This is a genomic window from Nostoc sp. (genome assembly GCF_036917755.1).
Classification (GTDB): domain Bacteria; phylum Cyanobacteriota; class Cyanobacteriia; order Cyanobacteriales; family Nostocaceae; genus Nostoc.
This window is the reverse complement of sequence record NZ_JBALFC010000056.1, coordinates 143966-157685: the sequence shown is the minus strand read 5'-3', so window position 1 is coordinate 157685 and position 13720 is coordinate 143966. Positions and strand designations below refer to the sequence as shown.

The window sequence follows — 13720 nt, the reverse complement described above, 5'->3', positions numbered from 1 at the left end:
CCAGCTTTTGGGGTAGTGAGTGAAGAAGTGCTGAGTCCTGAGTACTTAAGTAAAGTATAGAGTGACTTAGGACTCAATAATTTTTTATTTGAAGCGATAGCCAATACCACCATTAATGCTAACAGCAGAAGCATCACTATTTTGGTAGGCGCCAAGTCCGACTTTGGCATTAGTGTAGACGAGGAAATTGTTAACCAACTTCCGATTCAACACCAGCACCTAGCACTACTGAATCTATGTTACCTATGGGAGTTGGTGAGCCATCTTTCTCTACAAAAGAGTAACCACCAGTTAAATAGGCGTTAGTTCTATTAGCAATAGGCAAATCCACAGAAAGTTCTGGGATAATGGCACTAGTCTGATCACTCCAGAGGACATTACCGCGTGCAGAAAAAGGCGTATTTCCTAACTTCACGCGACCTGTTACATTACCACCAAATGTGGCAGCATCGTTGATACCTTGTCCACCACTGGTAACGCCAGCTGCAACACCAGCCCCAATATAACTAGCATCAGTACCCTTTTTGGTTTCAGCATCAGCTTGACCAGCTGATAGAACAAGAGGAGCAACTATTAAGGAAGACAATGCAGAAATTGTCACAAAATACTTTAGTAGGCGTTTCATAATTTTTACAAAATTTTGTATTTTTTACTTGTATATTCCATGTCGAAAATCATGTGAGAATGTTCCAAATGATTCCCATACTTTATTAAATGAGTGTTGTGATTGATGCCTAACGCTTAGAGGCTAACTATCCCCGAAAATAATAACTAAGCTGTTATAATTAAATTTCAATATCTTTTCATCCTGGTTCTTTATACCCAGATAGACGCTTTTGAAACTGTCACAATATTTGGAACTAAAACTAAGTCGGGATATGGTAAATAAAATACCCGATTAACAATTTGTTGCCGAGCTTTTTACATAGGATGAAAAGTAGGCTGTAGCATCTGTTGCAACAAGCTATAGAGGGAATCTATAAAGTTAATTTTGAGCAATTCTCGTGGAGATTGAATAATGCTAACCGCTGCAAAAACGTTGTCTGGTTTGATGGGTTTATGTGTCGGTGATGCGTTGGGTGTGCCGGTGGAGTTTACTAGCCGTGCTGAACGAGTAAAATCTCCAGTGACAACGATGTTGGGTTATGGCACATGGAAGCAACCACCAGGAACTTGGTCAGATGATAGTTCGTTAAGCTTTTGCTTGGCAGAATGTCTTTGTAGAGGGTATTCGTTGGATGCCATAGCCAATTCCTTTTGGCGCTGGTACAAGGAGGCTTACTGGACTCCTCGTGGCGATGTCTTTGATATTGGTCAAACTACTCATACAGCAATTATGCGCCTGAAACAGGGAGTTGTTCCCCATCAGGCGGGTGGCAAGGTTGAAAATAGTAATGGCAATGGTTCGTTGATGAGAATCTTGCCGATGGCTTATTGTCACAGAAACTTAACTTTAGGCGAATTGCTGGCGCGGGTGCATGATGTTTCGGCGATTACTCATGCTCATGCGCGATCGCAGATGGCCTGCGGCATTTATATTAGTATTGCAGTGGCGCTCTTGGAAGGGGCAGACCTGCAAACAGCTTATCTACAAGGATTGCAAGACATCCAAACCATTTATTCTGTGCGGGAATTTTTGTTAGAGAAGCCGCATTTTGGCAGAGTTTTCAGTGGTGAGATTGCCAAAGTACCAGTAGAAGAGATTAATTCTGGTGGCTATGTGATTGATACCTTAGAGTCGTCCCTGTGGTGTTTGTTAAATAGCTCGTCTTATTCTGAGGCGGTACTGAAGGCTGTCAACTTAGGTGGAGATACCGATACTACTGCTGCTGTCACCGGTGGGTTAGCGGGAATTTATTACGGGGTGGAAAATATTCCTCAAAAATGGATAAATCAAATTGCCCGTAAACAAGACATTATCTACTTGGCAGAGCGTTTTGGAAGGGCTGTCTACAGCTAGTTTGGAATTAGAAATTATACCAAGGGTTTGATAAGCCACTTTTCGCAAGTAAAATCAGTTGTAGAAAAGTTTCATGCTGGGTGAACAATGCTAACAAGCGCAAAAACGTTATCTGGTTTGATGGGTTTATGTGTTGGTGATGCGTTGGGTGTGCCAGTGGAGTTCACCACCCGCGCTGAACGAGTAAAATCTCCAGTCATATCTATGCTGGGTTATGGAACTTGGGATGTTCCCGCCGGTACGTGGTCAGATGACAGTTCGCTGACTTTTTGCTTGGCAGAATGTCTTTGTGAGGGATTTTCACTGGATGCGATTGCAAATTCCTTCTGGCGCTGGTATCACGAAAATTACTGGACTCCTCAAGGCGAAGTATTTGATATCGGTAACACCACATTTTTAGCAATTGTCAACTGGAAACAAGGAACTCCACCGCTGAAAGCAGGTGGTACTAGTGAAAATAGTAATGGCAATGGTTCTTTGATGAGAATCTTGCCGATGGCTTATTGTCACAAAAGTTTAACTCTGGATGAATTGATTGCGCGAGTGCATGATGTTTCAGCGATTACTCATGGTCATGCGCGATCGCAGATGGCCTGCGGTATTTATATTAGTATTGCAGTGGCGCTCTTGGAAGGGGCAGACCTGCAAACAGCTTATCTACAAGGATTGCAAGACATCCAAACCATTTATTCTGTGCGGGAATTTTTGTTAGAGAAGCCGCATTTTGGCAGAGTTTTCAGTGGTGAGATTGCCAAAGTACCAGTAGAAGAGATTAATTCTGGTGGCTATGTGATTGATACCTTAGAGTCGTCCCTGTGGTGTTTATTAAATAGCTCGTCTTATTCTGAGGCGGTACTGAAAGCTGTCAACTTAGGTGGAGATACCGATACTACCGCAGCCGTCACTGGTGGATTAGCGGGAATTTATTACGGGGTGGAAAATATTCCTCAAAAATGGATAAATCAAATTGCCCGTAAACAAGACATTATTTACTTGGCAGAGCGTTTTGCAAGGGCTGTTTACAGTTGAAGAGAGTGGGGAGTGGGGAGTAAGGGAGATGAGGGAGATGAGGGAGATGAGGGAGAAATAAGCAATGCCCAATGCTCCATGCCCCATGCCCCATGCCCCATGCCCCATGCCCAATGCCCAATCTTAAACCGTAGACAAGGAATAGACCTGACCATCAATCAGCAGTCGCGTGATGCCCTTAGCTTGCAGATGAGTCCGAGCCTTATGGAGCATTTTACTATCAGGAACTTTAATCACGCGATCGCGCTTCGTAGAAAAGCGCTTGGCGACGCGATGGTTATCAAACACCGGCAGAGTTCTTTGCTGGGTTTCCAGGGTGGGAATTTGCCCCAAGTCACCAAAGTCCTTCAGAGGTCGCGTAATTAATTCCGAGGAACGGTCAATAACCAAATAGCAAGTTTTGGGCAAATTCGCTACCGACAGAGGTAAAACTTGAACTGATGCTTCACCGGGTCTGCGTTTTGTAACTAAAGGTCTTTGCTCATCCAGGTCATCATCATCAAAGTCTTCTTCCTCAAAGTCGTCATCTTCTAAATCATCATCTTCCAAATCATCCAAATCCTCTGATTCGTCTAGCAAATCTTCGCCCAGCAGGTGCGCTATCACAGCCGCTCCTGGATGTTCATCCTTTAGCGGTGGGATAGGGATGCTGACTATTTCCAGAGGCTTTGGCTCTGGAGTTTCTAATTTCTCTGTGACTCGTAGCTTCGGTTTTTCCGACGCCGAGGGACGTCGCCGCACCCGTCTACTAGCGGCGATTGACTCCGCCGTTTCCTCTGAGTAAAGTTCCTGCTCTACATGAATTACCCGACGTGGGAGTGGCTCAACCTTTGGCACTTCCAAGGGTTGGCTTTGACTTGGTGGAACTTCTATCTCCGGCTCTGGTTGAATCAGCAGGGGTAACTGCTCGTAGCTTACCTGCGCCCTTCCCTCAGGAGTTCTCGCAGCCCGCTTTAAAGAGACTAAGTATTCATACTCATCTTCTGGCAAAGTGCTTTTGAGCAGGCGACTAATTGTCGAGTTACTCACACCATAGCGGTCTGCCAAAGTTGAGGTTGTTTCGGCAGTCTCTCGATATAACTTCAGAATTTCTTGCTTGTCAGAGTCTGTTAATTTTCTCACGGTAGATACCAAAAATCTTTACTAAGCTCGTTTCCGTCCGCCGGTACGCCGCGTTCGTCTTAGTGATGCGTCATATTCTAAGACAGCGCCCATGCCAAATAACACTCCACTAAACACCCAAAACACTTCTAATATCTCCCCACTTTGATAATTGGGGCCTTGGGCGTATTTAAACCACATATCTGCAATGTAGAGCGAAAAGGCAGCAGCTGCAATCATTCGCCAAGACTGGGAAACTCTTCCCCCCCAAAAGGCTAACAGCAGAGTGGTAGCAATAATTAACAAAACCACATCGCTAACTACGTAAAACCAGTTCAAAATAGCGATTAGCAGTTCTGAAGGTTTTTCCTGTTGCATAGAAATCCACCATGCCAACAAACTACCAAACACTGCAATTGCTAACACAATTAGCCACTGCCATTTCTCCAGATTGATTCGCCTGGAAGCCACAGCTAAAATCATGCCTGCGCCAAGTAATAGATAATTCAGTACAAAAAATATATCGCCTAAAGACACATCTGGTTCATCTTTTAAAACTATTTCGGTATAGCCAAAAATTATCCCTCCAACGAAATAGGAAAGCATACCTAAGCCAATTAAGAGCCAAACATTCCGTCCACTGACGATTTGCGGACTCAGCCAGTTCCTCAAGCATAAGATACTAGCACCCAAATAAGCTAAAGCTTCAAAAATATTTGTGCCAATCACATACCACTCGGCCCGGCTTTCTATGCCATCTGCTCCGGGAACTTTGGCACTAAACAACAAAAAGTATAACAGTGCCAGTACGGCCCAGCCAATATTGGCTAAGACAATGTTCTGAGTGGTGAAAATTGATTTAGAAAGAAACGAATTCTCGTAAGAGTTATTCATAGGGCTTGACTATGTAGATGCACTCTGGCAGTATTTTGAGTTAAAGGACTGGATATTTAGCAGTGTGTCTGCCAGGTAATACACAATCGGACACCAAAAGCAAGTGCCAGTGGCAGGAATTTTGTGAAAGAATTTCCATGCTACTGCCATAGTTTACCCAGTGGCGATTGATTTAGCCAACTGAGAAACAGCGATCGCTCGCCTTCTGGCATATCTTCTAGCTTATAAATCACTTGTTTGGTAAAATTAGCATTGCCAAAATACGCCTTTCCTAGTCGATGGAGTTCTTGTAACAGGATAACTACATGATTTTCTTGCCAATCAGGTATTTTGGCTGTCGGCAAAGGATTAGTAGATACCAAATATTTAACCGCTTCTAGGGAAGATGGTTGGGGAAATTGCTTCTGCTGTAATACTTCGGCAATATCTTTTTGAAATAATGCAGCTTGTTTAGCACCTAAAAACTCTTCAATATCGATATAAACACCTTGCAACAGCAAAATACTGGCTTGGATTAAAATCCCCGTTTTCCCATGACCACCTGTGTCACTACCCAGATGCTCTAAACGGATTTTACCCCAGACGCTAAAACGTTCGGGTTCCTCTAGTAAAACACAGGCTTTACCCCGGTTATCCGTTAATTCTCTCCATAAGGCTCTAGCTTCTTCCTCTTGACTAGCTTTGAAGACACTAATCAAGCGAAAAGTCTGCCCTTGATAACTAAGAATCGGCATCTGCTGATCCTTTTTTGGGTGCTGAATGCTTGATATTTCAACATCCTGCCGTTTGAGAATAAACATGGCACTAGCAAATAACTCCTCACAGGGGCACTCTTAATATGGAATATATAATGGCATTTGGCAGCATCGCCAAGGCTGAAATTACCTAGCATACTGTGAAAATGAACCTAGCGATCGCTAGATCCTTCTCCAAGGTAGCCGCCCACAGAGCGTTGGCGCTAACAGGCAAATAACTCCTTGACAACTCAATATATCTAAACCAATACCCCATCTGTTTCGTTTTCGGTGTAGATTGACTAACTAGCGACTAGCATCTTAGCCTTGCTAGTGGTAAATCTGCAATTTTCGATTGCTTCTTGGTAGGTGAGAACGATATAATAATGTAGATGACTCTTTTTGGAGCCATTATTTTGTTTTGGGCGCGTAGCTCAGTGGATAGAGCAATTGCCTTCTAAGCAATCGGTCGCAGGTTCGAACCCTGCCGCGCTCGTTTTAACTCAATATGAACTCTCAAGCACTGTGAAGTGATATGATCATTTTCACATTTGAGGGTTCGTTATTGTTGCATCATACTAAGAATAAAGGTGATATTGCTGCTACAAAAGCGATCGCTGATCTAACGCTTAAAGGATACTTGATTCTCACACCACTTGTTTGTGAGCATTTACCTTTTGATTTTGTTGCCTACAAAGATGATAAATTTTACAAAATACAAGCTAAATACGCGGGAGATAATAGAGTAGTAAATAAAACTATTTGGGTAGATAAAAATGGTACTCATCAGAAAAAGTATAAAGTAAATGACTTTGACTTTTATGCTGTTTATCTACCTGACATAGATAAAGTTGTTTATCCATCAATTAACTTTAATGGTTGCTACATAACTACCCAGATACCTAATTCAGCTACACCGTTTTACTGGTGGGAGGATTTTACAGATTTTACTGAAGCAGCGTCTAAACGAACCTACAAGGAGTTTGGCGTTGATTTAACAACCAGAAAGGTTAACCCAGACTCTAGAATTCATACTAGAAAAGTAGAAAGACCATCAAAAGAAGAACTAGGAAAACTAGTTTGGGAAAAGCCAACAGCACAAATTGGGAGAGATTTGAGTGTGTCTGACAAGGCTGTAGAAAAGTGGTGTAAGGCTTATGGGGTTGAAAAGCCACCTAGAGGTTATTGGGTGAAGATGGCTTATGGAAAAGTAGAAGAATAATTTTGCAATTAGCTATACTATCTTGAATAGTGAAGCAAAAAATGCGACTAGAGGATTAATAAAATTATCTACTTGATCACCTAAATCCTCTCCAATAGATTCACCAGCTAAATCATAGTCAAAAAACAAGCTCATAGCCAAATCATAGTCAAAATCATAGTCAGAATAGCCACAAATATAAGTAAGAGACTTAGCTTTTGAACATCTAAATCTCTTAAGAAGGCTGAAACCCTTTAATTTAGATTGGTTGCTTTATCAATTTAAAAAGCCCGTGACGAGGATTGAACTCGTGACCTCACCCTTACCAAGGGTGTGCTCTACCACTGAGCCACACGGGCAAAATAATATAACTTTGGTTTTTTAGTTGTAAGTTACAATGCTGGGAGCTTTGCTCTTTACCCAGTCATTATAACCTATAACTTCGTAAGTGGTGGGCCGGGCTGGATTTGAACCAGCGTAGGCGCTAGCCAACGGATTTACAGTCCGTCTCCATTAACCACTCGGACACCGACCCGATTTGTCTCACGATTCAAAATCTTAGCACCATGTTTTAGAAATTGCAAGTGGTTAAAAAAAATAAGTTGTGGGTAGAGATCGCCACAAAACTGCGTCTCTACCAAATGTATAAAAAGTACTAGTTACACGCTCATCTCCAGCATTCGTTGCATTGGTCGCAGTGCAGCTAGACGAATATCCTCTGACATGGTAATTTCGGGAGTGCGATTTTTCATTGCCCAGTAGAGCTTTTCTAGGGTGTTTAACCGCATAAAGGGACATTCGTTACAAGCACAGTTATTCATTGGTGGGGCAGGAATAAAACGCTTGTCAGGAGCTAGTTTTTGCATTTGGTGAATGATTCCAGGCTCCGTAGCAACGATAAATTCTTTGGTGGGACTGTTTTGACAATACTTGAGTAAGGCGGCTGTGGAGCCAATAAAGCTGGCGTGGCGCAATACACTACTTTCACATTCTGGATGTGCGATCGCCTCTGCTTCGGGATGGGCAATTTTTAACTGGACAATTTTCTTTTCTGAAAAGGTTTCATGGACAACACAGCTACCTTGCCATAGCACCAAATCTCGTCCAGTCTGTTCCATAACATACCGCCCCAAATTCCGATCTGGGGCAAAAATAATCGGCTGTTCCTTCGGTATCTGCTGCACAATTTTCACAGCGTTGGAACTAGTACAAATAATATCGCTCATCGCCTTAATATCAGCAGAACAGTTGATGTAAGACACCACCAGATGATTTGGATGCGCTGCTTTAAAAGCTGCAAACTCCTCTGGTGGACAACTATCGGCTAAAGAACAACCGGCATTCAAATCTGGTAAAAGTACTAATTTATCGGGATTAAGTATCTTTGCTGTTTCTGCCATGAAGTGAACACCAGCAAAGACGATCACATCCGCATTGGTTTTTTCGGCGGCTTTCGCCAGTTGTAATGAATCCCCAATAAAGTCTGCAATATCCTGAATATCTGGCTCTTGATAATAATGCGCCAGAATAACTGCGTTGAGTTCTTTTTTGAGACTCTCAATGGCGGCAAACAAATCTAGTGGTAGTTCACCCGGTTGGGTTTTTTCTCGTTGAGCTAGTGCAGTGGTAAACACAGTTAGGGGGTGCTTTAAATTGCAAATTTATGTCTTGTGGAATCAATTATAGTAGTTTTTACCAAAAATAGTGGACGGTTGATATTTTGGGGTTGTGTCCAAATCGGGCTGAGTTTCATATCCTGGAGATAGACGGCAAGGAAAGTGGCATGACCAGTCAGAAAACTCAATCGATAACCCTCAAAATTGCTGTAATTGGAGATGTTCACGACCAATGGGAAGTGGAAGATGGTATTGCACTCAAGCATCTGGGTGTTGACTTAGCGCTGTTTGTCGGAGATTTTGGCAATGAATCGGTGGAAGTGGTCAGAGCGATCGCTTCTCTCGATATTCCCAAAGCAGCCGTGATGGGCAACCACGATGCCTGGTACACCGCCACCGAATGGGGACGCAAAAAGGCTCCTTATGACCGCTCTAAGGAAGACTGGGTACAGGAACAACTCGATTTATTAGGCGAGTCCCATGTCGGTTACGGTAAGTTGGATTTTCCCGCTTGGAATTTAACTGTAGTGGGGGGTCGTCCCTTTACCTGGGGTGGCCCAGAGTGGAAATTCGCGGAAATCTGTCAAGAACGTTACGGTGTGACGAGTTTGGAAGAATCTGCCGATCGCATCGTGAAAGCGATCAAAAGCGCCGCTTACCAGACGATTATATTTTTGGGTCACAATGGGCCTAGTGGGTTAGGCGATCGCCCCGAAGACCCCTGCGGCAAAGACTGGCACCCAATTGGCGGCGACTTTGGCGATCCAGATTTTGGCGAGGCGATTTCTCAAGCCTTGACTGCTGGTAAAACCATTCCCCTGGTGACATTTGGTCACATGCACCGAGATTTACGCCATACCAAGAAGGTGCAGCGCAAGCCCATCTTTAGAAGTCCAGAGGGGACAATTTACTTGAATGCAGCCATTGTGCCGAGGATTGTGGAAAATGACGGCGAGAAGTTGCGTAATTTTTCCATTATCACCCTAGAGGCGGGTGTGGTTTCGCAAGTTTCCCTAGTTTGGGTTGGCAATGACTTCCAGGTGGCACAGGAGGAAATTTTGTATGAGCGATCGCGCAGTGTGCCGTAGAGATTCGCATCCAGTTGTGCAATCTGCGTAGATGATACGATATAGTATTATCTGTCAGCTTTAGTGCTAACCAACGAAAGCGCCTGAATAGCGTCTGAAAGTAGGGTATGCACAAGTTTGACAGATTTACTGGAGAGGTGGCAGAGTGGTCGATTGCGTCCGACTTGAAATCGGATGAGGCTAAAACCTCCGGGAGTTCGAATCTCCCCCTCTCCGTTGAAAGATTTGTGCATGATACATTACAGATAAGCTCTCTGACTAACACATTCAAGTTTGTGAGAGTGAATCAAAGTTATATTGCATATAACAGTAAGGCTAAAGATAGCCCTGTTATCATTCAAGGTATTCGGATTGCTATATGTCATTCAGCAACAAATTATGATTTGCTGAACTTACAAAGCGTGGCAGGTTTAGTTGAGTATATTATATAGAATTAACCTTGAGTAATTAAAATCAAATGATGCCATGAAAGTAGAAATTCATAACTTAGCTGTTATCGAAGAACTTGAAATTGACTTAAAACCTCTTACTGTTTTTATTGGAAGAAATGGCACTGGAAAAACTTTGGCCGCTTATACTTTAGCATCTATATTAGGTAAACATGGATTGGATAGGTATTTGAAAAGTTATATTGATGGCGAAACTCAGCAGAAATATCCAATTATAGATAATGCTATTAAGCAATTTCTGCAAGAAGGAAATGTTCGTATTGACTTAATTAAGTTTGCTGAAGAGTATGCGGAGGTATATATTAATGATGTTGCTCAGTCATCTCCTAGCTGGATGAAAACATTTTTGAGTACTGAACGTAGTGATTTTAAATCAATGAAGATAAGCTTTGATTTAGCTACGGTAAAACAAGAAATACTTGAAAATGTAAAAAAATATACCTTAGAAAAAAAAATTCATTTTGGTTCACAAGATAAAGAATATTTAAATATATTAAAGGAAACTGGTGAAAATAATATTTATTTTAACATAATTTCCAAAGGTAATTTTTTGAAAAAAATTCCGGCGAGGTTATTTAAAGAACTTTTACTTCAAGAGATTTTTCAGATACTTCATAGGTCTTTTTATTCATATGTTTATATATTTCCTACAGAAAGAACTACTTTTATAACTTTTCCTTTTTCTATTAAGAAAGAAATAGTGAAACTCGAAAATGTGAATTTTGAGAATTTTGATGAAAGTTCTCATGTTGATTTAGATAAAAAAATAATACCTGAACGCTTGTATCGACAAAAAAATAAAAAACAAAGTGAGCCAGTACAAAGTTTAATAGAAATATTAGCCAATGCATATAGAAATACAACAGATGAAAGAGAAAAAGAAATTCATAAAAGACCAGAAATTGCCATTTATGAGAAATTAGCAGAATTATTAGAAAAGGAAATTTTGCAAGGCAGAATAGATTTTAATGAGTCTGGATTAGAAAATGAAATACTTTTTCAACCATCAGAAAAAATAAAATTGGAAATGACAGTTGCTTCATCTATGGTTAAAGAACTAGCACCTTTAGTTCTTTGCTTACGCTATCTGGCTAAACCGGATGAGTTGCTGATTATTGATGAACCAGAAATGAATTTACACCCATCAGGACAAGTAGCAATTACTGAATTTCTAGCAATGTTAGTCCAAGCTGGTCTAAAAATATTAATTACAACTCATAGTCCTTATATTTTGGATCATCTATCGAATTTGATGAAAGCTGCTAAATATCAAGATAAAGAAAGTATAAAAAAGAAATTTTATTTAGAACGGACAGAAGCTTTTATTCCTCAAGAAAAAGTTTCTGTATATCTGTTTGAGAATGGTATAGCTAAAAATATCTTAAATGAAGACGGACGTATAGATTGGGGTACGTTTGGTGATATATCTGATGATATTTCACATATCTTTTTATAGTCACTCTTAAATTAAGGAGTGATTTAATAATGCCTTTTAATACATTGTTATTGTCATGTTGTTTATTACCAGGAAAAACAAGTTATAAAGAAAATGGAGTAGAGATAAGTATACAACCAGCAAGTGGAGAAACAGTTCTCTTTTTTCTGATAGACAATCAATCAAATCCTAATTGTAAATTGCGTCAACTATTAGGATTAAGTCAAGAAGGTATGAAAATTTGTGATTTAATTGTCTTCTATGCAAAAGAGAGTAAAAGAATAATTTGCTTTGTAGAATTGAAAGGTGGTGATGTAAAAACAGCTAAAGGGCAAGTCATAACTACATATACATATTTTAAAAAATTTTTGAAAAAGTCTGAACCATCACTAAATTTTATTGCAAAAGCATATATTAAATCTAACGGTTCTGCACCGCAAGAAATTGATAAATATAAACAGGAATTAAAGCAGACATTTGGCGAAGGTAACTACGATATTAGCAAGAATTCAGATTTAGGTGACTTTCTGCGAGGCGTTGAGTATCAACCCAAAGGAAAACGAAACAAAAGTAGATAATTGGCTACAAGCGATCGCCCCACTCCCCCGTTTTGCTTGCATTATGCTATCATAATGATAAATTATACTTTGAGGTCAAGCAATGGCTACCCTTTATGTAAGAAATTTACCCGATGATTTGTATGCAAAGCTGCAAGAGTTAGCGGTATCTCAGCACCGTTCAATTAACGCCCAAGTTATAACTCTGTTAGAAGAAGCTTTGAAAACGGAAACACAGCAAACGGAAGAAGAAAGACGAAAGAATGTCCCAAAACTTCTAGAGGAAATGCGTCTTCGCCGTGAACAGCTACCAACTGATATCGAATGGCCTGACAGCACTGCCATGATTAGAGAAGATCGGGACAGATGACAATTCCTCTTAAGTGCGTCGTGGATGCCAGTGTGTCCGTTAAGCAATTTATTCCTGATCCGCTAACAGCCAAGGTTAATCAACTGTTTGCTCACCTTGCCTATCCCCAGACAGAGATCTTTGTACCTGACTTATTTTACATTGAGTGTGCAAACGTTTTGTGGAAGTATGCTCGTGCGGGTAGTTATAATGTTTCTCTAATTCAAGGGAATTTAGCTAGTCTCAAAGCTTTACCTTTGCGTGCTGTCTCCCCAGCTGATTTGATGGCGGATGCAGTTGCGATCGCATTAAATTATGGAATCTCCGCCTACGATGGCTCTTATGTTGCACTTTCACAGCAGGTTAATGCTACTTTGCTGACTCTCGATGGTAAGCTGGTAAGGGCTTTAGCGGCTTCGTCTTACAATGTTTGCTTGTTTAATGACTTTGATGTTCCGTTGTTGGAGTGAATGTAGAAGCGATCGCTTGGTCGAGTTTTGTCTCTAAGGAGAGAGCGATCGCACCCCTCCCTTCTGCTTGCATTATGCTATCATTTTGCTAAATTCTACTTTGAGGTAAAGCGATGGCTACCCTTTATGTAAGAAATTTACCCGATGATTTGTATGCAAAGCTGCAAGAGTTAGCGGCATCTGAACACCGTTCCATTAATGCCCAAGTTATAACTTTGTTAGAAGAAGCTTTGAAAACGGAAACACAGCAAATAGAAGACCAGAAACAACAGAATGTACTTAAAGTCCTAGAAGAAAGTCGCCAGCGTCGCCGTGTGAATCCAGCAGACTTCGGATTACCTGATAGTACTCAACTGATTCGAGAAGACCGCGACAGATGACCAATCCTTTCAGATGCGTGTTAGATACCAGTGTGTGTATCAAGTATTTTATTGCTGATCCACTAACTGCCAAAGTTAATCAACTTTTCGACCATTTTGCCAATCCACAGACGGAAATATTTGTTCCAGACCTCTTTTAGATTGAGTGTGCTAACGCCTTATTGAAGTACGTCCGTGCAAGAATGTACACTGCTGCTGAGGTTCAGACAGATTTAGCCACCCTCAAAGCTTTACCCTTGCGTGTCGTCTCCACGGCTGACTTGATGGCGGATGCAGTTGCGATCGCCTTAAATTATGGAATCTCCGCCTACGATGGCTCTTATGTTGCACTTTCACAGCAGGTTAATGCTACTTTGCTGACTCTCGATGGTAAGCTGGTGAAAGCTCTAGCGGCTTCGTCTTACAATGTTTGCTCGTTTAATGACTTCGAGGTTCCGCCGTTGGAGTCAATGTAGAA

At 41.3% G+C, this 13720-nt stretch carries 14 protein-coding genes, 4 tRNA genes and 1 pseudogene; 12 read left to right on the top strand and 7 right to left on the bottom strand.

Features of this window, described 5'->3' with window-relative positions; genetic code table 11:
• Positions 1-84 precede the first annotated feature (84 nt).
• A pseudogene (locus V7L05_RS14495) lies at positions 85-625 on the bottom strand (hypothetical protein).
• Between the two features lie 393 nt (positions 626-1018).
• Between V7L05_RS14495 and V7L05_RS14490 the strand changes: the two are divergent.
• Complete coding sequence (locus V7L05_RS14490; RefSeq protein WP_335164890.1) at positions 1019-1960, top strand: ADP-ribosylglycohydrolase family protein; 942 nt, start codon at positions 1019-1021, stop codon at positions 1958-1960.
• An 87-nt stretch (positions 1961-2047) separates the two neighbouring features.
• Positions 2048-2989 carry an ADP-ribosylglycohydrolase family protein gene (locus V7L05_RS14485; RefSeq protein ID WP_335164888.1) on the top strand — a complete coding sequence of 314 codons (942 nt, stop codon included), beginning with the start codon at positions 2048-2050 and terminating at the stop codon, positions 2987-2989.
• A gap of 123 nt (positions 2990-3112) precedes the next feature.
• Here the strand turns inward: V7L05_RS14485 and V7L05_RS14480 are convergent, their stop codons facing one another.
• The 3 genes from V7L05_RS14480 to V7L05_RS14470 all read right to left on the bottom strand — a co-directional run bounded on the left by V7L05_RS14480 (position 3113) and on the right by V7L05_RS14470 (position 5784).
• Complete coding sequence (locus tag V7L05_RS14480; RefSeq protein WP_335164886.1) at positions 3113-4111, bottom strand: transposase; 999 nt, start codon at positions 4109-4111, stop codon at positions 3113-3115.
• A gap of 21 nt (positions 4112-4132) precedes the next feature.
• A complete protein-coding gene (locus tag V7L05_RS14475) occupies positions 4133-4984 on the bottom strand; it encodes a hypothetical protein (RefSeq protein ID WP_335164884.1) in 852 nt (283 codons plus the stop codon).
• Positions 4985-5124: 140 nt separating this feature from the next.
• Complete coding sequence (locus tag V7L05_RS14470; protein WP_335164882.1) at positions 5125-5784, bottom strand: Npun_F0813 family protein; 660 nt, start codon at positions 5782-5784, stop codon at positions 5125-5127.
• Between the two features lie 357 nt (positions 5785-6141).
• Between V7L05_RS14470 and V7L05_RS14465 the strand changes: the two genes are divergently transcribed.
• Both V7L05_RS14465 and V7L05_RS14460 read left to right on the top strand, forming a co-directional pair.
• A tRNA-Arg gene (locus V7L05_RS14465) sits at positions 6142-6214 on the top strand.
• A 39-nt stretch (positions 6215-6253) separates the two neighbouring features.
• Positions 6254-6940: a group I intron-associated PD-(D/E)XK endonuclease gene (locus V7L05_RS14460; RefSeq protein ID WP_335164880.1), complete on the top strand. Its 687-nt coding sequence runs from the start codon at positions 6254-6256 to the stop codon at positions 6938-6940.
• 266 nt (positions 6941-7206) lie between these two features.
• Here V7L05_RS14460 and V7L05_RS14455 read toward each other — a convergent pair.
• The 3 genes from V7L05_RS14455 to nadA all read right to left on the bottom strand — a co-directional run bounded on the left by V7L05_RS14455 (position 7207) and on the right by nadA (position 8553).
• A tRNA-Thr gene (locus V7L05_RS14455) sits at positions 7207-7278 on the bottom strand.
• 90 nt (positions 7279-7368) lie between these two features.
• Positions 7369-7454: transfer RNA gene (locus V7L05_RS14450), tRNA-Tyr, on the bottom strand.
• Positions 7455-7578: 124 nt separating this feature from the next.
• Positions 7579-8553, bottom strand: coding sequence for a quinolinate synthase NadA (nadA, locus tag V7L05_RS14445; RefSeq protein WP_335164878.1), 975 nt, complete (start codon positions 8551-8553; stop codon positions 7579-7581).
• Positions 8554-8702: 149 nt separating this feature from the next.
• On the opposite strand from nadA, the gene V7L05_RS14440 reads away from it, so the two are divergent.
• The 8 genes from V7L05_RS14440 to V7L05_RS14405 all read left to right on the top strand — a co-directional run bounded on the left by V7L05_RS14440 (position 8703) and on the right by V7L05_RS14405 (position 13718).
• On the top strand, positions 8703-9623 hold the full coding sequence (locus V7L05_RS14440) for a TIGR04168 family protein (protein ID WP_335164876.1): 921 nt from the start codon (positions 8703-8705) through the stop codon (positions 9621-9623).
• Between the two features lie 131 nt (positions 9624-9754).
• Positions 9755-9839, top strand: a tRNA-Ser gene (locus V7L05_RS14435).
• Between the two features lie 249 nt (positions 9840-10088).
• Positions 10089-11528: an AAA family ATPase gene (locus tag V7L05_RS14430; protein WP_335164874.1), complete on the top strand. Its 1440-nt coding sequence runs from the start codon at positions 10089-10091 to the stop codon at positions 11526-11528.
• Positions 11529-11557: 29 nt separating this feature from the next.
• Positions 11558-12085: a hypothetical protein gene (locus tag V7L05_RS14425; RefSeq protein ID WP_335164872.1), complete on the top strand. Its 528-nt coding sequence runs from the start codon at positions 11558-11560 to the stop codon at positions 12083-12085.
• A gap of 82 nt (positions 12086-12167) precedes the next feature.
• On the top strand, positions 12168-12434 hold the full coding sequence (locus V7L05_RS14420) for a FitA-like ribbon-helix-helix domain-containing protein (RefSeq protein WP_334953491.1): 267 nt from the start codon (positions 12168-12170) through the stop codon (positions 12432-12434).
• Positions 12431-12883 carry a type II toxin-antitoxin system VapC family toxin gene (locus V7L05_RS14415; RefSeq protein WP_335164870.1) on the top strand — a complete coding sequence of 151 codons (453 nt, stop codon included), beginning with the start codon at positions 12431-12433 and terminating at the stop codon, positions 12881-12883. The genes V7L05_RS14420 and V7L05_RS14415 overlap by 4 nt, the downstream gene beginning before the upstream one ends.
• A gap of 113 nt (positions 12884-12996) precedes the next feature.
• The gene (locus tag V7L05_RS14410) at positions 12997-13263 is read left to right on the top strand and encodes a FitA-like ribbon-helix-helix domain-containing protein (RefSeq protein WP_335164869.1); all 267 of its coding nucleotides are present in this window, start codon (positions 12997-12999) and stop codon (positions 13261-13263) included.
• Positions 13264-13445: 182 nt separating this feature from the next.
• A complete protein-coding gene (locus tag V7L05_RS14405) occupies positions 13446-13718 on the top strand; it encodes a type II toxin-antitoxin system VapC family toxin (protein WP_335164867.1) in 273 nt (90 codons plus the stop codon).
• Positions 13719-13720: the final 2 nt, after the last annotated feature.